Source organism: Pseudomonas sp. LBUM1640 (genome assembly GCF_059716225.1).
In genome coordinates this window covers 6,125,517-6,148,286 of sequence record NZ_CP166816.1, presented here as the reverse complement: position 1 = coordinate 6,148,286, position 22,770 = coordinate 6,125,517, and the positions used below count along the sequence as shown (strand labels likewise).

The following is a 22,770-nucleotide window of genomic DNA, read 5'->3' as shown; positions in this document are numbered from 1 at the left end:
TCTGGCAACCACCTACGGCAAGGCCCACAGGCCTGCCGATAATAACCATCGTTCCAAACAGACCGGGCCTGCTCAATCTATGCGAATGCGCCTTATGTTACTGGGCGGCGGGAATGCCCTCGGGCAAGCGCTGATTCGCCTCGGTGCAGAGGAAGACATCGGTTTCCTCGCACCCAAACCGCCCCAAGACGGCTGGGATGCCGCGAGCCTCACCCAATTGCTCGACGACACCCGTCCCGATGCGTTGATCAACCTCGCCTACTATTTCGACTGGTTCCAGGCCGAAGCGGTCAGCGAAACTCGTTTGGCTGCCCAGGAATTCGCCATCGAACGCCTGGCCGAACTGTGCCAGCACCACAGCATCACCTTGCTGCAACCGTCCAGTTACCGCGTGTTCGATGGCTCCCGCGCCACTGCCTACAGCGAAAAAGACGAGCCGGTGCCCCTGGGCCTGCGCGGCCAGGCGTTGTGGCGCATCGAGCAGAGCGTGCGCGCCACCTGCCCGCAACATGTGTTACTGCGTTTTGGCTGGTTGCTGGATGACAGCGTTGACGGCACCCTCGGGCGCTTTTTGGCCCGGGCCGAGAAGCCGGATGAGTTACCGATGGCCGATGACCGGCGCGGCAACCCGACACCCGTGGACGATGCGGCGCGGGTGATCATCTCGGTGCTCAAGCAACTCGATTGCGCCGCGCCGCTGTGGGGCACGTATCACTACGCGGGCCACGAGGCGACCACGCCGTTGGCGCTGGGCCAGGCGATTCTCACCGAAGCGCGTAATTTCCACCCGTTGGCGATCGAGTCCCCTACCGCCCAGGCCCACGCGGCCCGGCCGGATGCGGCGGATGAACCGCAACACGCGGTGCTGGCCTGCAAGAAGATCCTGCACACCTTTGGTATCAAGCCACGGGCGTGGCGGGCGGGGTTGCCGGCGTTGCTGGATCGGTTCTACCGGCACGGCTGACACCACACAAAACCAAATGTGGGAGCAGGTTTGTGTGGGGGGCTACCGCCAAAGCTGACACCCTGCAAAACCAAATGTGGGAGCGGGCTTGCTCGCGAAAGCGGTGGGTCAGTCGACTAATTTGTTGACTGAAACTCCGCATTCGCGAGCAAGCCCGCTCCCACATGGGTTATGCAGTGTTGCTTAGAACTTGTAGCCGATACCGACCATGTAAACCATCGGGTCTACATCTACGTTGACCTTGGCGCGGGTGCCTTGGCCCAGCGCGTTGTTGTCCACAGTGGCCTTGGTGCTGATGTCGATGTAGCGCGCCTGGGCGTTGATCATCCACTTGTCGTTGATCATGTAGTCGGCACCGATCTGCGCGGCCCAACCCCAGGAGTTTTCAGCCTTGAAGTTGCTGAAACCGGCTTGTTCGGCGCGGCTGCCGACGTGCTCGTCGTAGATCCAGGTGTAGTTGATACCGGCGCCCACGTACGGTTGGAAGGCGGATTTGTTATCCAGCGGGTAGTACACGACGCTCAAGGTTGGCGGCAGGTGTTTCAGGGTGCCGAGCTTGCCGTTGGCGGCGCCCAGCGCGGTGCCCTTGATCTTCACATCATGCTCGAACGGCGTGGCCGCCAGCAGCTCGATCCCGACGTGGTTGGTCAGCATGTAGGCGAAGTTCAAGCCCAGTTGGGTGTCGCTGCTCATGGTCGCCTTGCCGCCCAGGTTGGCGCCCGCCAATGGGCCCTGGTCAACCTTCACGTGGCCGCTGTCAGCTTTCGGATTCACGGTAATTGCACCGGCGCGAATCAGAATGTCGCCCGCTTCGTGAGCGTGTGCGACAGGGGCGGCGAGGGCGAGCGCGAAGAGGGACGCGCCGAGCAGAGACTTGTTCATGGGAGCTCCAAAAGGACGTTAAAAGTTGTACGTCCAATGGTAAAGATCGTTCCGTTCGATCCTTTGACTCAGCTCAATGAAAGGGCGATCAGGCGTTATTCCTGCAGCTCGTAGACATAAATCTTGTCGGCATCCATCTGGTAACCGGCATCCGCCAGCTCACTCGAAGACGGCTTGACCTGCATCGAGCCTTCGATCCAGTACGGCTGATACAGCTCATCGAGTTTCACCCCGACTTCGCTTTTCACATGCACGATCTGATTCGACGGCGGTGGCGGTACGTGGATGCACGCGCCGAAATACGGCACCAGCAAGAACTCGGTGGTGCGGCCTTCTTCGCTGACTTCCAGCGGCACGATGTAGCCCGGCAAACGTATGTGTTGGCCATCGAGGCTTTGCACCACGGGCGCGTTGGGCAAGTCCTGTTTGGCGGCCGGCGCCGACTCGACCGACAACGCATCGGCCATGTTCGACAGGTCGTGCAGCGGCTTCATATTGGGGATCTCCGGCGGCGCGTCCGGCGGGATCATTTCCTGCCAGGACAGGTCCTTGGGTTGTTCCTCGGCCCAGGCGGGCAGCGCCACCAGCAGCAATAGCGCAAACAGGGCACGACGCATCGAAACCTTCCTCATAAACGTATTGAGAGGCCATCGGCCAGGGATTGTCGATAGGCGCGCCACGCGGGCACGCTGCCCATCAACAGCGCTGCGGCCAGGATACCGGCGAGCAACGTCCATTCATATTCGCTGGGCCACGACATCGGCAGGTCGAGGCCATAGTTGGCCTGTAAATACCCGCGCGACGCAGCGATGCACACATACAGCAGGCCGACGCCCGCCACCACGCCGGACAACGCCAGGGCGAAGGCTTCGAAAATCAGCAGCGTTGCGATATGCCAGGGCCGCGCGCCCACCGAGCGCAAAATGGCCATTTCGCGACGGCGTTCGTTGAGGCTGGTGAGGATCGCCGTGAGCATGCCGATCAAACCGGTCAGCACCACGAACAGCGAGATCACGAACAGCGCCTTTTCGGCGGTGCCCATCATGCTCCACAGCTCTTGCAGGGCCACGCCGGGCAGAATCGCCAGCATCGGCTCGCCACGGAACTCATTGATCTCGCGTTGCAAGGCGAAGGTGGAAATCTTGTTGTTCAGGCCGAGCATAAACGCGGTGATGGCCTGCGGGGTCAGGTCCATATTGCGCGCCTGATCGGCGCTGATGCGGCCTTTGCCTTGCGCCGGCACACCGTTGTGCCAGTCGATGTGAATGGCTTCCATACCGCCGAGGCTGATATGCAGTGTGCGGTCCACCGGGGTGCCGGTGCGCTTGAGGATGCCGACCACAGTAAATGGCTTGTCATCGTGCTTCACCAGGCTGACCACCGCGACACCATGCGCCAGTACCAGCTTGTCGCCCAGTTTGTAGTGCAGTGCGTCGGCCACTTCGGCGCCGAGCACCACTTCGAACGGGTCGGTGGCGAACGCGCGGCCGCTGGCCAGTTCAAGGTTCTGTTTGCGGCCGTATTGGTAGTGCTCGAAGTACGATTCGTTGGTGCCCATCACGCGATAGCCGCGATGGGAGTCGCCGAGGGAAATCGGGATCGCCCATTTCACCTGCGGGCTGGCGGCGAAGTGCTCGTAGCTGTCCCAACGGATGTTGTTGGTGGCGTTGCCGATGCGGAACACCGAGTACAGCAGCAAGTTGACCGAGCCCGAACGCGCGCCGACGATCAGGTCGGTGCCGCTGATGGTGCTGGCGAAGCTGTTGCGCGCCTCAACGCGCACGCGCTCCACCGCGAGCAACAAACAAACTGAAAGCGCGATGGCGAAAGCGGTGAGGGTCGCGGTAAAGCGGCGGTTAGCCAGGCTGGCCATGGCTAGACGGAACAGATACATCTCAAACCTCTGCGGGCGTGGCGGCGCGATTGAGTTCGGCCAGCGACAGGTGGCGGTCGAACAGCGGCGCGAGGCTCTGGTCATGGCTGACAAACAACAGGCTGGCACCGGCGTCGCGGCATTCGGCGAACAACAGCTGTATGAAGGCTTCGCGGGCGTCGTAGTCCAGCGCCGAAGTGGGTTCGTCGGCGATCACCAGTTCCGGTTGGCCGATCAGTGCGCGGGCAGCGGCCACGCGTTGCTGTTGGCCGATGGACAGTGAGTCGGCGCGGCGCTCCAGCAGGTTTTTATCTTTCAAACCCAAATGCGCGAGCAAGGTCGCGGCGGCCTGGTCGACACTGCCGTGGCGCTGAACCGCCCGTTGCGCGCGCAGCTTGGAAAAGTGGCAAGGCAGCTCGACGTTCTCGCGCACCGAAAGGAACGGCAGCAAGTTGAACTGCTGGAAGATGTAGCCGGTGTGGTCGACACGGAAGCGGTCGCGGGCGCCGGCCGACATCGCGGCCAGCTCCTGGCCGAGCAGGCGAATGCTGCCACGGCTGGGTTTCTGCACGCCGCCCAGCAGGCCGAGCAAGGTGGTTTTGCCACTGCCGCTCGGGCCTTTTAGAAACAGGGTTTCGCCCGCTTCCAGGCGGAATGCGGGGATGTCCAGCAACTGTGGGTGACCGGGCCAATTGAAGCCCAGGTCAGACAGTTCGATCAGTGCTTGGGTCATGGGAAATCAGTGGTCTGCTTTGATTTGGATGATGACACCGATCAACTGTGGGAGCTGGCTTTTGTGGCGAGGGAGCTCCCACCCTGATCGGGTTTTCAGATCAGAATTTCAGGGTCGCTGTCTGCGCCGTTGCTTCCACACCTTGCTGGCCGCTTGGGCCGATCAGTTGTACCTGAATCTTCTGGGTGGCGGGGAAGGTCTTGAACACCTGGGTCAGGTCCAGATTGCTCAGGGCTGTGGGCGTGGTGCAGGTGAATTGGTAGTGGGCGTGGATTTCACTGTGGTCGTGATGATGTTCGTGGGCGGCCGCGCCTTTGCCGTCGGTGGCGTGGTCGTCATCGTCGTCGTCATGCTCGGCTTCAGGCTTGTCGCCGAACAATGGGCTGTTGAGTTCCTGGGTGCTGATCACGCAGCCGGCAGACTTGGGCAAGTTGAACAGGGCCAGTGGGTTTTCCAGCTGTTTGCGGGCGGCGGCGACCTTGGCTTTGTCGGCCGGGGTGGTGGCCTGGTGTTCAAAGCCCACGAGGTTCATGGCGGGGCTGTCAAATTCCAACTCAAGTGCCTGGCCGTCGAGTACGGCATTGAGGCGGCCGACGCCGTGCTCGTGGGCGCCGAGGCTGCCGTGCTCATGTTCATGGTCATGGTCATGGTCATGCTCATTGGCGGCGTGAGCGATGGCCAGTGGCAATAGGGCAAACGGCAAAGCAAACAGCAGACGGCGCATGAGAAGGCTCCAGAACATGAAAGTTTTGTTATGTGATCTTATAACAGTAGTGCCAGAGTTTGACCGCCCGCTTGGCGTTGCGCAAGCCGCGTGGGAGCATGCCGGTCAGAAACGTGCAGGAGTAAGGACGATGTTGCGAATTCGTGGAACCGTCGGCGACGTGCCGGTGGATTTGACCCTGGAGCTCGACGACGGTGATTGGGCGCGCTTGGGCGCCCAATTGCAGGCGGCACCTACGCCGAGCGAGCCCGCTGCTGCGCCGGTCAAACACAATGATGATCTGTGGCAGAACGCCCAGGACCTGTTGCGCAAGGCCGGGCAACTCAACGGGCTGGAATTGCTCGATCAGTTGGAAGGCTTGGCCGGCGACGCCGCGTCAGGCAAGCGCCTGCTGGTGCGCCTGCGCCACAGCGCCAAGGTGAAAGTGGCCAGCGGCGGGGATACGCCGCTGTACAGCTGGATCGGCGATTAGTACAGCGCGGCGAACAACTTGCGGCGGTACACGGTGACCAGCGGGTGGTCATTGCCGAGCAGTTCGAACACCTGCAGCAAGGTCTTGTGCGGCAAGCCTTCGCTGTAGCTGCGGTTGCGGATAAACAGCTTGAGCAGGCCTTCCAGCGCCGCATCGTATTGCTGACGCGCCAGTTGCTGAATCGCCAGTTGGTAGGCCGCTTCATCGTCCTGCGGGTTTTGTGCCAGGCGGCTCTTCAAGTCGGCGGCGTCCGGCAGGTCTGCGGCCTGGCGCAGGAAGGTGATCTGCGCCTTGGCCCCGGCGAGTGCGGCTTTGTGGTCGTCGCTTTTCACCGCGTCGAGCACGGCCTGGGCTTCGCCCAACTCACCGCGCTCGGCCAGGCAGCGCGCATACAGAATCAGCGCGCCAGCGTTGGTGTTGTCCTCGCCCAGCAGCGCGACCAGCACTGCTTCGGCGTCGCTGATACGGCCTTCGGCAAACAGCGCCTGGGCCTGCTCCAGCGGGTCAGCCGCAGCCGGCGGCGGCATTTGCACGTGCGGCTCCAGCATCGCCCGCACCGCCGACTCCGGCTGCGCCCCGGCGAACCCGTCCACCGGCTGGCCATCCTTGAACAGCACCACGGTGGGCAAGCTTTGTATGCCAAAGCGCGCGACGATATCCTGCTCGGCCTCGCAGTCGACCTTGGCCAGCAGTAACTCGCCCTGATAACTCTCGGCAATTTTCGCCAACATTGGCATCAACGCTTTGCACGGCGCGCACCACTCGGCCCAGAAATCCACCAGTACGGGTTTTTCGAAGGAGTTCTGGATAACCGCCTGGTCGAAGTTGGCGGTGGTGACGTCGAAGATGTACGGCGTGGGCTCACTCATGGGGCGTCTCGAATAAAGCGGGAATGGGGCAACTATAAGGGCTGGCACGGTTGACCGGAAGCCGCATAGTGCTCAGGTGCGAGGCGCGTGCCAAAAAGGGTCTTGATACCACTCGGGAGGAAACCCCATTGCCTTCAGGCTGACGTCGGGGAACTCGCTGATCAATTGGTACAAGCTGGACGCCCAGCGAGTCTGCGGGCTCACCTGATGCATCAGATGATTGAGAATGCAGAGTGTCGAAAACAGGCGACTATGTGGCCCAGGCTGCAAGAGATGTTCCGGCCACAAAAAGTTGGCTTTTTTCGGCAGCTCGGGACGAATACCCAGTTCTCGGTTCCACATTCGCGAATGATGGGCGCAAATGTTTCGGATGGTGGTCAGTGTGTGTAGCCAGGACTGCATGAGGGGAGCCGGAAGTACTAAGCGCCTGGCAATGGCTTTCTTGTCGGCATCCTTGGCCAAGCCTTTGTACAAGTGTGAGAGGTCACCCAGCGTCAGCTCTTCCAGCATCGCCCAACCAGGCATCAGGGTTGGGTGGGCATAGGTCGTGGGGTAGTGGCGGGCGTAGCTTTCTTTTGCCCTTTGGCGTTTGAGTAGCTCTTTTCTATTGCCGTTCGCTTGTGATCTATCGATGCGCTCGCACTCGCGCTGATAGTCACGCGTTGCGCTGGCTTGTTTGTTGGATAGCACTGCCAGCAAGCGCTGATGATCAAACGTCGGGTGAAACATCCGTGGGTTGATGTACCAATGACTGCCATGAGCAGGCCCCATATGGTTGCTGATGACCGAGCGTGATGCTATTTCGACTCGCTCAATGGCATCCATGGTGAGTAGGCGAAGCCGTCGGTCAAAGTCGTAGAGGCGGGTTAACTGACGAAACTGGCTACCGTCACGAAAGTGATGGTCGGTATCTTCTGGCTGTTGGAAAGGCCGCATGTAAGGGCTGAGTCGAAAGAAGCTGACTGATTGCAAGAAGAGCTCAGCGCGGGGTTCATCGTGAATCAGCAATCCGCGCCGCTTGAGCAGTTCCAGTTGGGCGGGAACGTCGATGGCAGGTTTGCTGAATGACCTCATGCCCAAAAAGTCCCGGGCATAAAAAACCCGCACAATTTGTGCTTGGTTACTGACGCAACCAGAGGCATGGCGGGTGTATTGCGGCAAAGGTTAGGCAGATACCTGGTTATTTGCAAGGTCTGTACTTGGACGCCGATGAGTGAGCTTGAGTGCAAAGGCATGCTGGTCGATTGTCCAGGCCACGTGTGAAAGGAGGGCATTCTCCATGCCCTGCCTTTCCCTGTCTTAGCCAATCTATTGCTGAAAATTTGTAACGCTAAGGCTCATCGCCGCGAATGGTACAGGCTCACCTTGCGAAACTCCCACGGCTCGGCCAGGTCCGGCAGGGTCAGCGCGTCGAGGATATCCAGGCGCTGATAAGCCGGGTGCTGGAAGTCGCGCACCCGCGAGTCGGCCACCAGTGCTTCGCGGCCGCGCGTCAGGAACTGGTCGAGCAGCGGCAGGTTGGCGCGGTCATAAAGCACGTCGGCGACCAGGATCAGGTCGAAGCGGTCGGCTTCGGTGAAAAAGTCGGCTGAATAACTTAGCGTCACACCGTTGAGTTCGGCATTCGCCCGGCAGGCGGCCAAAGCCAGCGGGTCAAGGTCGCAGGCCACCACTTCTCGGGCGCCCGCTTTGACGGCGGCGATCCCGGCCACGCCGGAACCGGCGCCAAAATCCAGCACACGTTTGCCGGCGACCCACTCGGGGTGCGCCGCGAGGTAGCGGGCCAGCGCCAGACCGCTGGCCCAGCAAAAACTCCAGTACGGCGGTTCATGCAGGATGCGCCGGGTTTCCTCGGGGCTGAAGGCGCGGTCCATGTTGTCCGCGTCCAGCAGCCACAACGACAGCTCGGTGCCCGGCAGCGGGCAGGGCACCAGTTGCGCGTCGCCGATCAGCTCGCTCAGGGCGCGTTGCAGGTCCAGCGGTGGCGTCATGGTGCCTTGACGAGTTGCAGGGGGCCGGTGGTCTGGGTGATCGCCTGGGTGATGCGCACGGCGGGCAGGTGCAGAATCAACTGGCCGGACTGGCTGGCGCGACCACGCAATTCAACGCGCGCACCGGCCGGAAAGACTTCCGGGTTGAAGCGCAGGCGGAAGGCCAGGGGCTTGCCATTCCCGGTCAATACGCTGCTGGCGAGCAGTTGCTGCGGGCGGTTGCGCTCGTCGATCACCAGCAGGGCCAGTTCAACTTCGGCACCGGCGGGGATGTTGGTGAGGTTGCCATTGATTTCCCGTTGATACGCCGGCAGGGGGCCGAGGTCTTCAATACCTGGGAGTTTTTTCTCTTGGGCGGGCGTCGGTTGAGGCACGGAAGGTTTGGGGGCTTCGCTGCTGCAGGCGACCAGGAAACTGAACAGGGCGAGTAAAACAAGTGGTCGTAACTGCATGTACGGCTCCAGAAAGGGCAAAATCCGTGGCTTAAAAAATATGAAACATAATAGTCAGCCTATATACCGTAAAGGCTATGGCTTGTCTTGCCATGGGGATGCGCTACCATGGCCCTCCCTTTTTTTGTTGCCTGCCACCATGCACTGTCCCTTCTGCGGTGCCAACGACACTAAAGTCATTGACTCGCGTCTGGTCGCCGAGGGCGATCAAGTACGCCGCCGGCGCGAATGCCTGGCCTCTGGCTGCGGTGAACGTTTCACCACCTTTGAAACCGCCGAACTGGTATTGCCACGTCTGATCAAGTCCGACGGCAGCCGCCAGCCTTTCGACGAAGAAAAACTGCGCGCCGGTATGCAGCGCGCCCTGGAAAAACGCCCGGTGAGTGTCGAGCGGCTGGAGGCGGCGCTGGTGCATATCAAGCACAAGCTGCGTGCCACCGGCGAGCGCGAGGTCAAGAGCCTGGTGGTTGGAGAGCTGGTGATGGGCGAGCTGCAAAAGCTCGACGAAGTCGCCTATATCCGTTTCGCCTCGGTGTATCGACGCTTCCAGGACCTCAATGAGTTCCGCGAAGAGATCGACCGCCTGGCCCGTGAGCCTGCCAAAAAATGAACTCTGCGTCTGCCGAACAAGCTGTCCTCGACGCCCATTACATGGCCCGCGCCCTCGAGCTGGCGCGCAAGGGCCTGTACACCACCCACCCCAACCCACGTGTGGGCTGCGTGATTGTGCGTGATGGGCAGATTGTCGGCGAAGGCTGGCACGTGCGCACGGGCGAGCCCCATGCCGAACCCAATGCCCTGCGCGCCGCTGGCGACAAGGCGCGCGGCGCTACGGTGTACGTGACGTTGGAGCCTTGCAGCCATCATGGGCACACGCCGCCGTGTGCCGATGCACTGGTGACCGCCGGTGTGGCGCGGGTGGTGGCTGGGATGCAGGACCCGAACCCCGAAGTGGCCGGGCGCGGTTTGCGGCGTTTGGCGCAAGCCGGTATCGAAACCCGCAGTGGCGTGCTGGAAAGCGAAGCGCGCGCTCTCAACCCAGGCTTCCTCAAACGCATGGAACACGGCCTGCCATTTGTGCGGGTCAAGCTGGCGATGAGCCTGGACGGCCGCACTGCGATGGCCAGCGGCGAAAGCCAATGGATCACCGGCCCAGCCGCCCGCGCCGCTGTACAACGCCTGCGGGCCGAGGCCAGCGTGGTGTTGACCGGCGCCGATACGGTCTTGGCCGATGGCGCTCGGCTGACCGTGCGCGCCGCCGAATTGGGCCTGGATCAAGCCACCACCGCGCTGGCCATGTCCCGCCCGCCGTTGCGCGTGTTGATCGATGGGCGCCTGCGAGTGCCGCTCAACGCGCCTTTCTTCAAAGCGGGCCCGGCGTTGGTTATCACCTGTGTCACCCCGGAAAACCAGTTCCCGCGCGGCCCAGAATGCCTGGTGGTGCCGGGCGTCGACGGTCAGGTTGACCTGCGCTCGGCCTTGGTCGCCCTGGCTGCCCGTGGCGTCAACGAAGTATTGGTGGAGGCCGGCCCGAGCCTGGCCGGCGCGTTTGCCCAGCAGGGCCTGGTCGACGAGTACGTAATCTTCGTCGCCGGCAAGTTCCTCGGCTCCGCCGCCCGGCCTTTGCTGGACTGGCCGCTTGAGAAACTGGCCGACGCCCCCCAACTCAAGATCACTGAAATGCGCGCTGTAGGCGACGACTGGCGAGTCACTGCCATCGCGCTACCACCAGCGAGCGTATAATTCTGACCGGGCACTTAAGTGCCCGTACCGTTTTCCAGGAGAAGGCCATGTTCACCGGCATTATCGAATCCATCGGCAGCATCCGTGCCATGACCCCCAAAGGCGGCGACGTGCGCCTGCTGGTTGAAACCGGCAAGCTCGACCTCGGCGACGTCAAGCTGGGCGACAGCATCGCCGTCAGCGGCGTGTGCCTGACCGTCATCGAGCTGCCAGGCAACGGCTTTGCCGCCGACGTCAGCCGGGAAACCCTGGACTGCACCGCGATGAACGACCTCAAGGCAGGCAGCCCGGTCAACCTGGAAAAAGCCCTGACCCCGACCACCCGCCTGGGCGGTCACCTGGTCAGCGGCCACGTCGACGGCGTCGGCGAAGTGGTGGCGCGCAGCGAAAACGCGCGTGCCGTGGAATTTCGCATTCGCGCGCCAAAAGAGCTGGCCAAGTACATCGCCCATAAAGGCTCGATCACCGTCGACGGCACCAGCCTGACCGTGAACGCCGTGAATGGCGCCGAATTTGAACTGACCATCATTCCCCACACCCTGAGCGAAACCATCATGGCGTCGTACCAGCCAGGTCGCCGGGTGAACCTGGAAGTCGACTTGCTTGCCCGTTACCTGGAGCGCCTGTTGATGGGCGACAAGGCCGCAGAGTCTGACTCTCTTCAAGGGCCATCCGGGAACATCACTGAAAGTTTTTTGGCCGCTAACGGCTATCTGAAATCCTGACCAAGGGGGTGCCGTGTGGCGCTCAATAGCATCGAAGAACTGGTTGAAGACATCCGCCAAGGCAAGATGGTCATCCTGATGGATGACGAAGACCGCGAGAACGAAGGCGACATCATCATGGCCGCCGAGGCCTGCAAGCCTGAGCACATCAACTTCATGGCCAAGCACGCCCGTGGGCTGATCTGCATGCCCATGAGCCGCGAGCGCTGCGAACTGCTCAAGCTGCCGTTGATGGCGCCGCGCAACGGGTCGGGTTTCGGCACCAAGTTCACCGTGTCCATTGAAGCGACCACTGGCGTCACCACCGGTATCTCCGCCGCCGACCGCGCGCGCACCGTGCAAGCCGCCGCCGCCAAAGACGCCAAGGCCGAAGACATCGTCAGCCCGGGCCACATCTTCCCACTGATGGCCCAACCGGGCGGCACCCTCGCTCGCGCCGGCCACACCGAAGCCGCCTGCGACTTGGCGCGCATGGCCGGTTTCGAGCCAAGCGGCGTGATCTGCGAAGTGATGAACGACGACGGCACCATGGCCCGTCGTACTGAACTCGAAGCGTTTGCCGCCGAACACGACCTCAAGATCGGCACCATTGCCGACCTGATTCACTACCGCATGATCCACGAACGTACCGTTCAGCGGATTGCCGAGCAGCCACTGGACAGCGAACTGGGCCAATTCAATTTGGTGACCTACCGTGATTCAGTGGAAGGCGACGTGCACATGGCCCTGACCCTGGGCAACATTTGCGCCGAAGAGCCGACCCTGGTGCGCGTACACAACATGGACCCGCTGCGCGACCTGCTGATGGTCAAGCAGCCGGGGCGCTGGAGCCTGCGCGCCGCCATGGCCGCGGTCTCCGAGGCTGGCAGTGGTGTGGTGTTGCTGTTGGGTAACCCGGTGGATGGCGACGTATTGCTCGCGCATATTCGCGAAACTGCCGAGCACACTCAGGTCAAAACGCCGACCACTTACAGCATCGTCGGCGCCGGCTCGCAGATCCTGCGCGACCTCGGTGTACGCAAAATGCGCCTGATGAGCGCGCCAATGAAATTTAATGCGATATCCGGTTTCGACCTGGAAGTTGTAGAATACGTGCCCTCCGAATAAAGGCTGGCGCTTTTTGCCCCTTGTTCGCGGTTAAATCATCACTGAGGGACGCACTTTTCGCGTCCCGGCTCTTTAAGAGATTTGTCGAATGACCCTGAAGACCATCGAAGGTACCTTCATCGCCCCCAAAGGCCGCTATGCCCTGGTGGTTGGCCGCTTCAACAGCTTCGTGGTTGAAAGCCTGGTAAGCGGTGCCGTTGACGCCCTGGTTCGCCACGGTGTGAGCGAGAGCGACATCACCATTATCCGTGCCCCTGGCGCCTTCGAAATTCCACTGGTTGCGCAAAAAGTTGCACAGCAGGGTGAATACGCGGCAATCATCGCCCTGGGCGCGGTTATTCGTGGCGGTACTCCGCACTTCGAATACGTGGCCGGCGAATGCACCAAGGGCCTGGCCCAGGTGTCCATGGAGTTCGGCGTGCCAGTCGCTTTCGGCGTACTGACCGTAGACTCCATCGAGCAAGCCATCGAGCGTTCCGGCACCAAGGCCGGTAACAAAGGCGCCGAAGCTGCCCTGTCCGCGCTGGAAATGGTCAGCCTGCTGTCGCAGTTGGAGGCCAAGTGATTTCCGACGAAAGCGATCGTTTCAACCCGCGCGACCCTCGCCCTGCGGACGCCGGTAAGCCGTCCAAGAGCGTCAAACGTCGCGAAGCGCGTCAGCTTGCGACTCAGGCGCTGTATCAATGGCACATGGCGAAAACCTCGCTGAACGAAATCGAAGCGCAATTTCGCGTCGACAACGATTTCAGCGACGTAGATGCCAGCTACTTCCACGACATCTTGCACGGCGTCCCGGCCAATAAGACCGAGATCGACACCGCGCTTGCACCCTGTCTGGACCTGACCCTCGAAGAGCTGGACCCAGTTGAGCTGGCCGTACTGCGCCTGTCCACCTGGGAACTGCTCAAGCGCGTCGACGTGCCGTACCGCGTGGTGATCAACGAAGGTATCGAGCTGGCGAAAGTCTACGGTTCGACCGACGGCCACAAGTTCGTCAACGGCGTGCTCGACAAGCTGGCCCCGCGCCTGCGTGAAGCCGAAGTGAAGGAACACAAGCGCTAATCTGCGCTTGAGTCCTGAATGGGCGAGTTTGAGCTGATCCGTAACTACTTCGCCGCCGCGCCTTGTGCGCAAGGCGGCGAGGGCATTGCCTTGGGGATCGGCGACGACTGCGCCTTGCTGGCGCTCCCCGCTGGGGAGCAGCTGGCAATTTCCACCGATACGTTAGTGGCCGGCGTGCACTTTGCCGACCCGTGTGACCCGTTCCTGCTCGGCCAGCGCTCGCTGGCCGTGGCAGTGAGCGACCTGGCCGCCATGGGCGCCCATCCGCTTGCCTTTACCCTTGCCCTGACCACGCCAACTGTCGATGCCGATTGGCTGCAACGCTATGCCCAGGGTTTGAACGCCATGGCGCAAAGCTGCGGCGTGGGCCTGGTGGGCGGCGACACCACGCGCGGGCCACTGAGCTTGACCCTGACCGTATTTGGCCGTGTGCCAGCCGGGCAGGCGTTAACGCGCAGCGGCGCGCAACCGGGTGACTTGCTGTGTGTGGGCGGTGAATTAGGCAATGCTGCCGGTGCTTTGCCATTGGTGCTTGGCCAACGCAGCGCCGATGCGGCCATCGCCGAGCCTTTGCTGGCGCATTACTGGTCGCCACAACCGCAATTGGCGCTGGGCCTGGCGCTGCGTAACAAGGCGACATCGGCCATGGATATCTCCGACGGGTTGTTGGCCGATTGCGGGCATATCGCCAAAGCGTCGGCTGTCAGCCTGTTGATCGAGCACCAGCGCCTGCCGTTATCCAAGGCACTGCTGGCGTTTGTCGGCGATGATCAGGCGCGAGTCGCCGCATTGAGCGGCGGCGACGACTACGTGTTGGCGTTTACCCTGCCACCCGCCGAGCTTGCGCCATTGTTGGCCAGTGGTTGGCCGATCCACGTGATCGGCCGGGTCGAGGCGGGGCAGGGCGTAACCTTGCTCGACGCCAAGGGCCAAGACATCACCCCGGCCGTGCGCGGCTATCAGCATTTTCACGAGACGCCGTAAGCTCACCACCTGCGCTACCCTCTATACGGTTCTCACGGTGTAGGAGGTTGTCACCATGGATGTGCGCCGCTGGCTGCTGATATTGCTGTGTGCCGTCGCGTCGCTGGTGCAGGCGCAAGACGCCCCGGTGCCTGGCAAGGTCATGCTGGCCAGTGAGGAATGGAACGACTACACCAACAAAGACGGCAGTGGGCTGGCCTGGGATGTGTTGCGCCAAGTCTTCGAGCCGGCCGGCATCACGCTGCAAACGCGCAGCGAGCCCTATACCCGTTCGGTCGGCCTGGCCCAGCGTGGCGAGGTGGACGGCTGGGTCGGCGCCTATCGAGGTGAAGCCAGCGGCGTGTTGTACCCGCACTGGAACTTCGACTCCGACCCTATCTATGCCCTCGGGCTGGCGACCACGGCGACACCCAGCATTGCCACGCTGGGCAATTACCGCCTGGCCTGGGTGCGTGGCTACAAGTACGAGGAGTACTTGCCGAACCTGCACCGCTTCAACCAGATCGAACGCCGGGACGGCATCCTGCCGATGCTGCAGCACGCCCGCGCGGACTTCTACCTCGACGCCCTCACCGAAGCCAAGTACGTCCTGGGTCAGGCCGACGATCCGGCGCAATTCAAGCTCACCCACATCGCCGAGCTGCCGCTCTACATAGGCTTTGCCGATACTGAGCGGGGGCGGGCCCTGATGGCGGTGTATGACCGACGCATGGCGGCCTTGGTCAAGAGCGGCGAGCTGAAACCGATTTTCGAGCGCTGGAAACAGCCGTACCCGTTCTGACCTGCATAGAACCGGGATGAAGGCCAATCGAACCTATTGATCTTTATCAGCGATAATTCAGCTTAAGCGTCTGTAGGAACCTGCTGTTACAATGGCGCCCTCTGTGAAATCTGAAATCAGGAGCACACGGTGCCCGTCGTTTTCGTCGCCGCTTCCAAGCTGCCTACCCCTTTTGCTACGTTCACCATGAATGGCTTTCTCGAAGAAGCCACTGGCCGCGAGCACGTCGTGCTCAGCCTGGGTGACATCACCGACGGCGCGCCGGTACTGGGCCGCGTGCACTCCGAGTGCCTGACCGGTGATGCGCTGTTCAGCCAGCGCTGCGACTGCGGTTCGCAACTGGAGGCGGCCATGCGCGCCATCGCCCGTGAAGGCCGTGGCGTGCTGCTGTACTTGCGACAGGAAGGCCGTGGCATTGGCCTGATGAACAAGATCCGCGCCTACGAGCTGCAAGACGGCGGCGCCGATACTGTGGAAGCCAACGAACGCCTGGGCTTCGCCGCCGACCAGCGCGATTACGCGATCTGCCTGCCGATGCTCGAGCATCTGGGCGTGAAATCCCTGCGCCTGATGACCAACAACCCGCGCAAGGTCAAAGCCTTGACCGAGATGGGCATCACCGTGGCCGAGCGCGTGCCGTTGCACACCGGGCAAAACCCGCACAACAAGCTGTACCTGGCGACCAAAGCCAGCAAGCTTGACCACATGATGGGCAACGAGCATCAGGGCGAGGTCGACCGCGCGTGACCCGTGGCCAGGTAAAACGGCGACTGTCCTTCAGCTGGTGGCAGTACCTGGCCCTGGCGCTGCTTCCACTGTTCGTGCTCAACCTGGTGTTCGGCCAGGCCGAATCCCTGCTTCCTGTGCTGGCCATGCCGTTCTTTATTGCCGGCGTGGCCTCGATGTTTCTGAGCCTGCGTTATTTTCACGGCTATAAACACGCGTTGATCGCCACCGCCAAAGCCCTCGATACCGCCGAAGAGCCGGCTGCCTGGATCGCCCTCGCGGCGCGTCGGCGCACGGCGTTGCTGGTGGCTGCCATACCGGCCTGGATCGGTGCGTTGGCAGTGTTCGTCGGCCTCGAGGCCGTGCCGCTGTTTCTGCTGGCGCTGTCGACGCTGGTACTGTTTTACCTCTACCGCATCCCACGTCAGTTGGGATGATGCGCTACTGGCTGGCGGTGCTGCTGCTGGCATTCAGTGCCCAGGCGTTGGCGGTCGAGCGCGTCGTCAGCCTGGCGCCTTCACTCTCTGAAATCGTGGTTGAACTGGGCGCCGCCGACCTGCTGGTGGGGGTGCTCGACGGTGGCGAACGCCCGGCGGCATTGGCGAGCGTGCCCTCGGTTGGGCAATACGGGCAATTGAACATGGAGCGCCTGCTCAGCCTCAAACCCGACCTGATCCTGCTGTGGCCCGGCAGTGTCGGCCCGGCTCAGCGCGAGCAGTTGCAGCGCCTGAATATCCCCGTGTATGTCGCAGAACCGCATAGCCTCGGACAACTGACCACCCAGGTTCAAGCGATCGGTGAGCAATTGGGCCGTGCCGACGCCGGCCGGCAACGGGCCGCGCAGTTACGCCAGCGCCTGGTCGAACTGCGCCAACGCTACCAGCGCGCCGACCCGTTACGGGTGTTTTATCAGGTGTGGAATCAGCCGCTGTACACCGTGGGCGGTGGGCAGATCATCAGCGATGCGCTGAGTGTGTGCGGCGCGCGCAATGTGTTCGATGACCTGAAGCTACCCGCGCCGCAGGTCAGCATTGAGTCGGTGCTGCAGCGTAATCCGCAGGTGATTCTGGCGGGCGATCAGCCGCAGTTGGACGCCTGGAAGGCCTGGCCCCAGGTCGCCGCCGTGGCGCAGGGGCGATTGTTGCTAGTGCCGGATAAAGGCCTGGAACGGCCCAGCGGGCAGATGCTGGAGGCCATTGCTAAGTTGTGTGAGCGCATCGCAACAGGTCGTTAGTGCTTTTTACCTATGTTCGGCGATCTATCAGATCGTTCGACTTGAAAAGTGCGAAGCGTCCGACAGATTCTGATTGCGTAGGCGTTCAGCCTGTTCAGGCTTGCGTTTGATGTGCAGGGCGCAAGAAATTCCTGTCAGACCACTTCGGATTTTTCATGCATCTTCTCATTGCTTGCGCCGGCACCCTATTTCTCGTATGGGTCGGGTGCAATACCCTCATCGGGGTTGCCACATTGATGGCCTTCAGCGACCACCCCGTTTATATCAAGGCCTCCGAGGCAGGGGCGACCAAAGATGACCTCCTGGCCATTCAGCTGCCGGACCGTGTCACACCCATTCACGGTGGGGCGGCCACGTGTTTTGATTACACGTTGAGGAGTAAAGGCAAGAAGAGGGCGCTTTATATTGCGTTCACCGTTGCCGAAAAGGTCAGTGTCTATGGCTTTTCGACCTGTGCCAGCACGCATTGAGGGCGCGATACCTTAGCGCCAACGAGTGGCCACGTTAGATCTACCGTGAGGCCTGGAGTGATTGGTCTGTCGAGAAAATCAGACTTTGCCTCCAGATTCTCGCACCCATGGTTGTTAGTGTTGCTGATGCCCATCCGGGTTGATTAGGCAGCATAAGGACACATCATGCGTTATCTCTTGGCGGTCTCGGGTACCGCCGTCGCATTGGCGCTAATAAGCGGGTGCGACATCTCCCAAAGAATCACGTCTCTCAGGACATTCGGTACTCACCCTGTGGTGGACCGATCTTCATCGATGGACAGCACCAAGCAGGACATGCTGAACCTTCAGGCGCCGACGAAAATCACCTCTATCCGTAGCGGCACCTCACAGTGCTTTGACTACGCATTGGAGCGTGATGGAAAAAAAGCGGATTATTTCGTTTCGTTCACGTCTGATGGATGGGCTAACGCCTGGGGCTACTCGACCTGCAGCAAGGTGTTGGCAGACGGTAGCCTGGCATCCAATGCGCGAGTCAAAAGAAATACTGATCGTTGATGATGGGTTGCCGGGTGCACGGCAATCGTTAAAAAAACCAGGAGGTGGCCATGCGCCGTTTGATCATCGGTATTTCTACTGCTCTTTTACTGACCGGTTGCAACACGCTGGAAGGTATCTCAACGCTGATGAATTTCAGCGACCACCCCGTAGCCGCCAAAGCCGCCGAGGCGGGCGCCACTCAGCAGGACATTCTTGCAATCCAACAACCCCAGGGCATCACCCAGGTTCGTAATGGCAGCTCACAGTGCTATGACTACAAGCTTGAAAACAAAGGCAAGAAAAAGGACTTATATATTGGTTTTACCGATACGGGCGCGGTTAACGCCTACGGCTTCATAAATTGCGCCGAAGCAATCAAGGCCGGGTATCTGAACTCTAACAAGCCGGCCCGGCAGGTTTATTAAGCAACGGCCCTACAGCTTCGGCGTCCACGTCAGGCCGAGCATCCAGGTCTGGCCTTCTTCGCGGTAGTCCTGGTTGTTAGAGAAGTCGGGGGAATTGTAGCTGTAGCGTGCCCGCGCATACTGGCGGTCCAGCAGGTTGTCGACCTTCAGCGAAACGCTGACTTCATGATTGACTGCCCAGCGGCTACGCAGCCCCAGCAAGGCATAGCCGCCGAGGCGATTGCGATTGTCTTCAGCGTCATAGCTGCTGCTGATCGCCTGCCAACTGGCACCTACGCCCAACTTATCGAATTGCCGGTCCAGGTCCAGGCTCAAGGTGCGCCGCGCACGGCGGGCCAGGGTATGGCCGGTTTCGCGGTCGCGCGGGTCGATAAATGCCACGCCCAGGTTGCCCTGCCAACCAAACAGTTCCTGCTTGAGCGCCGCTTCAAAGCCATTGATGCGTGCCGACGCCACATTCTGCGGTTTGCTGGTGCTGTCGAGAATAATCGCGTCGCTTAAGTCGGTGCGATACAGCGAGGCTTCCAAACGGGTGCTGTCACTCAGCTGGCTACGCCATTGCAGCTCGTAGCTCTTTGAGGTCTCCGGCTGCAGGTTGGGGTTGCTGTACTTCGTGTCAGGGTAGTAAAGGTCGTTGAAGGTCGGCGCGCGGAAGCCTTCGCTGTAGCTCAGCAGCACGTCATTGTCGGGGTTGATCGGCAGCGTGAGGGTGCCGCTCCAGCTGTTCTGGCCGCCGAACTGCTGGTTCTGGTCGCGGCGCAGGCCCAGTTCGGTGGAGAACCACTCCCCGTGGAAACGATGTTGCACAAAGGCTGCACGGTTCCAGCGGCTGTTCTCGGTAAAGGCGCTGGAGCCGTGGAAGCGGTCTTCGTACCAGTCGCCGCCGAGGATCAGGTTGTTTTGCTCATCCAGCGTCAGGTCGTTTTGCCAGTTGACCGAGTCGCGATAGGTGTTGAACACGCTGAAATCATCACTGAGCTTGTCGCGCTTGGTATCACGGTTCTCGCTGTGGCCCAGCTCCAGGCGCGACTGCCAGCGTTCATTCAACTTGGCGTCGACATAGCTGCTGGCGCTGCTAACGGTGTAGTCGGTGTAGGGTTGTTGCCCAACACTTTGCCCGGTGGCGACGTCATAGCGGCCGAAACTGTTGTCGTATTCCGACTTGCCGCGGTTATCCAATAGGTTGAAACCCACTTCCAGCTCATCGTTGAAGGCATGGCTGAGGTTCAGGCTGATGGACTGATTGCGATAGGCATCATGGTCGCCATCGCTGGGGAACGACTCGTGGGTGGAGTTGATTCCCGCGGTGTCATCCAGGCTCGCCCCCAGGTTGAAGCGCGTGTGCTCATCGCCGCCAGACAGGCCAAGGCTGCGCTCCCAGGTCTGGTGGCTGCCAAACCCCAGCTTCACGCGCGGCTGCAGGCCTTGTTCGGCATTGCGCCGGGTAAAAATCTGGATCACCCCGCCAATCGCATCACTGCCGTAGATCACCGAACGCGAGCCGCGCAGTACTTCCACGCGTTCAATCTGGTCGACGTTCAGGTATTGCAGCCCGCTGTCACCGGAGGTGGTATTGGCAATGCGCTGGCCATCGACCAGCACCAGGCTTTGCGCGGATTTGGTGCCGCGAATGTAGATCCCCGGCAAACTGCCGCGGCCACCGGTGGGCGCCACTTGCACGCCGGGTACGCGGCTGAGCAGGTCCGTCACGCTGGTGGGTTGCAGGCGGTCGATGTCATCGCGGGTGAACACGGTGTTGGCGGCGCTGCTGTCGTTGCGTGCCTGGACCTGGCGGTTGGCGCTGATCACCACGTCGGGGAGTTTCAGCGCGTCGTCACGCTCGAAACTGTCGGCGAGCAGGTCAGTGGCCGGGAGCAGCAGCAAGGGCAGGGCAAAGCGAAGACGGGTCATGGGCTGTCCCTAGCGTTCATCAGCAATACAAAACCAATGTGGGAGCTGGCTTGCCTGCGATGACGGCGGCACATTCAACTTCAATGTGTCCGATAGACCGCTATCGCAGGCAAGCCAGCTCCCACATGTTGACCCGGTTTCTGCCGGGAGGTCGGGTTACAGGCCCAGCAGGGCCATGCGCGCGCGCACCGACGCTTCGATACCAGACTCATCCAAGCCACACTCAGCCAGCATCTGCGCCGGCTTGGCATGTTCGACATACACATCGGGCAAGCCCAGGTGCAGCACCGACTTGAGGATGTTCTCCCGCGCCAGGAACTCACTGACCGCCGCACCGGCGCCGCCCATGATGGCGTTTTCTTCGACCGTTACCAGCAGCTCATGGCTAGCGGCGATCTCGCGCACGAGTGCCTCGTCCAGCGGTTTGACGAAACGCATGTCGACCACGGTGGCGTCGATCTTCTCGGCGACTTTCAAGGCTTCGGCCAATTGCACGCCAAACACCAGGAACGCAGCCTTGCTGCCTTGGCGACGCACGATGCCTTTACCGATTTCAATCGGCTCAAGGTCTTTCTCGATCAGCGCATTCGGGCCATTGCCGCGCGGGTAACGCACGGCAGCGGGGCCGTTGTACAGGTGGCCGGTGCTGAGCATCTTGCGCAGTTCGTTCTCGTCGCTCGGCGTCATCACCAGCATGCCGGGGATGCAGCGCAAGTAGGACAGGTCGAAGCTGCCGGCGTGTGTCGGGCCGTCTTCGCCAACCAAACCGGCGCGGTCGATGGCAAACAGCACGTCGAGGTTCTGCACTGCCACGTCATGCACCAACTGGTCATAACCGCGCTGCAGGAAGGTGGAGTAGATCGCCACTACCGGCTTGGCGCCTTCGCAGGCCATGCCGGCAGCGAAGGTCACTGCGTGTTGTTCGGCAATCGCCACGTCGAAATAGCGCAGCGGGAAACGCTCGCTGAACGCCACCAGGTCGGAGCCTTCCTTCATCGCCGGGGTAATGCCCACCAGGCGCGGGTCGGCGGCGGCCATGTCGCACAGCCATTCGCCAAACACGCCGGAATACTTCGGCCCGCTGGCCTTTTTCGGCGCGGCGGCAGGGGCGTCCACAGGTTCGAGCTTGGTGATCGCGTGGTAACCAATCGGGTCGACTTCCGCCGGGGCGAAGCCTTTGCCCTTTTTGGTAACGATGTGCAGGAACTGCGGGCCCTTGAGGTCACGCATATTGCGTAGCGTGGCGATCAGGGTGGGCAGGTCATGGCCGTCGATCGGGCCGATGTAGTTCCAGCCCAGCTCTTCGAACAGGGTGCCGGGAACCAGCATGCCCTTGGCATATTCTTCGGTACGTCGGGCAATTTCCCACGCGCCGGGCAGGCGCGAGAGCACTTTCTTGCTGCCTTCGCGCATGCTGGCGTAGGTGCGGCTGGAAAGGATTTTTGCCAGGTAATTCGACAGGCCACCGACATTGCGCGAAATCGACATGTCGTTGTCGTTAAGGATCACCAACATGTTGGCGTTCACTTCCGGCGCATGGTTCAGCGCCTCGAAGGCCATGCCGGCGGTCAGCGCGCCATCACCAATCACCGCAATTGCCTTGCGCTCGCTGCCTTGCAGCCGGGCGGCAATGGCCATGCCCAGCGCTGCACTGATGGAGGTGCTGGAGTGGCCGACGCCAAAGGTGTCGTACTCGCTCTCGGCGCGACGCGGGAAGGCGGCCAGGCCGTCCTTCTGGCGCAGGGTGCCCATGCGCTCGCGACGGCCGGTGAGGATTTTATGCGGGTACGCCTGATGGCCCACGTCCCACACCAGCCGGTCGTCCGGGGTGTCGAACACGTAATGCAGGGCGATAGTCAGCTCGATGACGCCCAAGCCGGCACCAAAATGCCCACCGGTCTGACCGACCGTGTAGAGCAATTCCAGGCGCAACTCATCGGCCAGGGTTTCCAGCTCGGCTTCACCCAACCGACGCAGGCCGTCCGGCGTGGCAGCACGGTCGAGCAGGGGCGTGGACGGGCGCTTGCGGGGAATCTCTTGAAACGTCGTGGGCATCAGGCGAATCGTTATAGGTATAGAAGAGGCGGCAGTTTACCTCAAGCAGTGCAAACTGCCCACGCAGA

Annotated in this window: 27 protein-coding genes; 16 read left to right on the top strand and 11 right to left on the bottom strand. The window is 61.5% G+C overall.

Annotated elements, in window-relative coordinates; all coding sequences use genetic code 11:
• The first annotated feature begins 79 nt into the window (after nucleotides 1-79).
• Nucleotides 80-964, top strand: coding sequence for a sugar nucleotide-binding protein (locus ACA065_RS27325; RefSeq protein ID WP_497692301.1), 885 nt, complete (start codon nucleotides 80-82; stop codon nucleotides 962-964).
• A gap of 183 nt (nucleotides 965-1,147) precedes the next feature.
• On the opposite strand, the gene ACA065_RS27320 is transcribed toward ACA065_RS27325, so the two are convergent.
• From ACA065_RS27320 to ACA065_RS27300, 5 genes are all read right to left on the bottom strand, one after another.
• Nucleotides 1,148-1,846, bottom strand: coding sequence for an OmpW/AlkL family protein (locus ACA065_RS27320; protein WP_497692300.1), 699 nt, complete (start codon nucleotides 1,844-1,846; stop codon nucleotides 1,148-1,150).
• Between the two features lie 95 nt (nucleotides 1,847-1,941).
• Nucleotides 1,942-2,463 (bottom strand): DUF3299 domain-containing protein, encoded by a 522-nt coding sequence (locus ACA065_RS27315; protein ID WP_497692299.1) that lies wholly within the window; start codon nucleotides 2,461-2,463, stop codon nucleotides 1,942-1,944.
• An 11-nt stretch (nucleotides 2,464-2,474) separates the two neighbouring features.
• Nucleotides 2,475-3,740, bottom strand: coding sequence for an ABC transporter permease (locus tag ACA065_RS27310; RefSeq protein WP_497692298.1), 1,266 nt, complete (start codon nucleotides 3,738-3,740; stop codon nucleotides 2,475-2,477).
• Between the two features lies 1 nt (nucleotide 3,741).
• Nucleotides 3,742-4,452, bottom strand: coding sequence for an ABC transporter ATP-binding protein (locus ACA065_RS27305; protein ID WP_497692297.1), 711 nt, complete (start codon nucleotides 4,450-4,452; stop codon nucleotides 3,742-3,744).
• Nucleotides 4,453-4,552: 100 nt separating this feature from the next.
• Nucleotides 4,553-5,176: a DUF2796 domain-containing protein gene (locus ACA065_RS27300; RefSeq protein ID WP_497692296.1), complete on the bottom strand. Its 624-nt coding sequence runs from the start codon at nucleotides 5,174-5,176 to the stop codon at nucleotides 4,553-4,555.
• Nucleotides 5,177-5,306: 130 nt separating this feature from the next.
• Between ACA065_RS27300 and ACA065_RS27295 the strand changes: the two genes are divergently transcribed.
• A complete protein-coding gene (locus tag ACA065_RS27295; protein WP_497692295.1) occupies nucleotides 5,307-5,648 on the top strand; it encodes a hypothetical protein in 342 nt (113 codons plus the stop codon).
• On the opposite strand, the gene trxA is transcribed toward ACA065_RS27295, so the two are convergent.
• The 4 genes from trxA to ACA065_RS27275 form a co-directional block, all read right to left on the bottom strand.
• Nucleotides 5,645-6,517, bottom strand: coding sequence for a thioredoxin (trxA, locus tag ACA065_RS27290; RefSeq protein WP_497692294.1), 873 nt, complete (start codon nucleotides 6,515-6,517; stop codon nucleotides 5,645-5,647). The genes ACA065_RS27295 and trxA overlap by 4 nt on opposite strands.
• Nucleotides 6,518-6,589: 72 nt before the next feature.
• On the bottom strand, nucleotides 6,590-7,591 hold the full coding sequence (locus ACA065_RS27285) for an Abi family protein (protein WP_497692293.1): 1,002 nt from the start codon (nucleotides 7,589-7,591) through the stop codon (nucleotides 6,590-6,592).
• 263 nt (nucleotides 7,592-7,854) lie between these two features.
• Nucleotides 7,855-8,508, bottom strand: coding sequence for a class I SAM-dependent methyltransferase (locus tag ACA065_RS27280; protein ID WP_497692292.1), 654 nt, complete (start codon nucleotides 8,506-8,508; stop codon nucleotides 7,855-7,857).
• On the bottom strand, nucleotides 8,505-8,960 hold the full coding sequence (locus ACA065_RS27275; RefSeq protein WP_497692291.1) for a YbaY family lipoprotein: 456 nt from the start codon (nucleotides 8,958-8,960) through the stop codon (nucleotides 8,505-8,507). Before ACA065_RS27275 ends, ACA065_RS27280 begins: the two co-directional genes overlap by 4 nt.
• Before the next feature lie 139 nt (nucleotides 8,961-9,099).
• Between ACA065_RS27275 and nrdR the strand changes: the two genes are divergently transcribed.
• From nrdR to ACA065_RS27205, 14 genes are all read left to right on the top strand, one after another.
• A complete protein-coding gene (gene nrdR, locus ACA065_RS27270) occupies nucleotides 9,100-9,570 on the top strand; it encodes a transcriptional regulator NrdR (protein WP_236410898.1) in 471 nt (156 codons plus the stop codon).
• Nucleotides 9,567-10,703 carry a bifunctional diaminohydroxyphosphoribosylaminopyrimidine deaminase/5-amino-6-(5-phosphoribosylamino)uracil reductase RibD gene (ribD, locus tag ACA065_RS27265; RefSeq protein ID WP_497692290.1) on the top strand — a complete coding sequence of 379 codons (1,137 nt, stop codon included), beginning with the start codon at nucleotides 9,567-9,569 and terminating at the stop codon, nucleotides 10,701-10,703. Before nrdR ends, ribD begins: the two co-directional genes overlap by 4 nt.
• Nucleotides 10,704-10,750: 47 nt before the next feature.
• Nucleotides 10,751-11,428, top strand: a complete 678-nt coding sequence (locus ACA065_RS27260; protein WP_497692289.1) for a riboflavin synthase — start codon at nucleotides 10,751-10,753, stop codon at nucleotides 11,426-11,428.
• Between the two features lie 15 nt (nucleotides 11,429-11,443).
• Complete coding sequence (gene ribBA, locus ACA065_RS27255; RefSeq protein WP_497692288.1) at nucleotides 11,444-12,535, top strand: bifunctional 3,4-dihydroxy-2-butanone-4-phosphate synthase/GTP cyclohydrolase II; 1,092 nt, start codon at nucleotides 11,444-11,446, stop codon at nucleotides 12,533-12,535.
• A gap of 88 nt (nucleotides 12,536-12,623) precedes the next feature.
• Entirely contained in the window at nucleotides 12,624-13,100 is a 477-nt protein-coding gene (gene ribH / locus ACA065_RS27250) for a 6,7-dimethyl-8-ribityllumazine synthase (protein WP_003176356.1), read from the top strand.
• Nucleotides 13,097-13,597, top strand: a complete 501-nt coding sequence (gene nusB, locus ACA065_RS27245) for a transcription antitermination factor NusB (protein ID WP_497692287.1) — start codon at nucleotides 13,097-13,099, stop codon at nucleotides 13,595-13,597. The genes ribH and nusB overlap by 4 nt, the downstream gene beginning before the upstream one ends.
• A gap of 18 nt (nucleotides 13,598-13,615) precedes the next feature.
• The gene (thiL, locus tag ACA065_RS27240) at nucleotides 13,616-14,581 is read left to right on the top strand and encodes a thiamine-phosphate kinase (RefSeq protein ID WP_497692286.1); all 966 of its coding nucleotides are present in this window, start codon (nucleotides 13,616-13,618) and stop codon (nucleotides 14,579-14,581) included.
• 55 nt (nucleotides 14,582-14,636) lie between these two features.
• On the top strand, nucleotides 14,637-15,362 hold the full coding sequence (locus ACA065_RS27235) for a substrate-binding periplasmic protein (protein WP_497692285.1): 726 nt from the start codon (nucleotides 14,637-14,639) through the stop codon (nucleotides 15,360-15,362).
• Between the two features lie 129 nt (nucleotides 15,363-15,491).
• The gene (gene ribA, locus ACA065_RS27230) at nucleotides 15,492-16,109 is read left to right on the top strand and encodes a GTP cyclohydrolase II (RefSeq protein ID WP_497692284.1); all 618 of its coding nucleotides are present in this window, start codon (nucleotides 15,492-15,494) and stop codon (nucleotides 16,107-16,109) included.
• Entirely contained in the window at nucleotides 16,106-16,525 is a 420-nt protein-coding gene (locus ACA065_RS27225) for an MFS transporter (protein WP_497692283.1), read from the top strand. Before ribA ends, ACA065_RS27225 begins: the two co-directional genes overlap by 4 nt.
• Nucleotides 16,522-17,322: a cobalamin-binding protein gene (locus ACA065_RS27220; protein ID WP_497692282.1), complete on the top strand. Its 801-nt coding sequence runs from the start codon at nucleotides 16,522-16,524 to the stop codon at nucleotides 17,320-17,322. The genes ACA065_RS27225 and ACA065_RS27220 overlap by 4 nt, the downstream gene beginning before the upstream one ends.
• 155 nt (nucleotides 17,323-17,477) lie before the next feature.
• On the top strand, nucleotides 17,478-17,792 hold the full coding sequence (locus tag ACA065_RS27215; RefSeq protein WP_497692281.1) for a hypothetical protein: 315 nt from the start codon (nucleotides 17,478-17,480) through the stop codon (nucleotides 17,790-17,792).
• Nucleotides 17,793-17,957: 165 nt separating this feature from the next.
• A complete protein-coding gene (locus tag ACA065_RS27210) occupies nucleotides 17,958-18,329 on the top strand; it encodes a hypothetical protein (protein ID WP_497692280.1) in 372 nt (123 codons plus the stop codon).
• Nucleotides 18,330-18,379: 50 nt separating this feature from the next.
• A complete protein-coding gene (locus ACA065_RS27205; RefSeq protein WP_497692279.1) occupies nucleotides 18,380-18,736 on the top strand; it encodes a lipoprotein in 357 nt (118 codons plus the stop codon).
• A 9-nt stretch (nucleotides 18,737-18,745) separates the two neighbouring features.
• Here the strand turns inward: ACA065_RS27205 and ACA065_RS27200 are convergent, their stop codons facing one another.
• Together ACA065_RS27200 and dxs are read right to left on the bottom strand one after the other, a co-directional pair.
• Nucleotides 18,746-20,647 (bottom strand): TonB-dependent receptor domain-containing protein, encoded by a 1,902-nt coding sequence (locus ACA065_RS27200; RefSeq protein ID WP_497692278.1) that lies wholly within the window; start codon nucleotides 20,645-20,647, stop codon nucleotides 18,746-18,748.
• 156 nt (nucleotides 20,648-20,803) lie between these two features.
• A complete protein-coding gene (dxs, locus tag ACA065_RS27195) occupies nucleotides 20,804-22,702 on the bottom strand; it encodes a 1-deoxy-D-xylulose-5-phosphate synthase (RefSeq protein WP_497692277.1) in 1,899 nt (632 codons plus the stop codon).
• Between the last annotated feature and the right edge of the window lie 68 nt (nucleotides 22,703-22,770).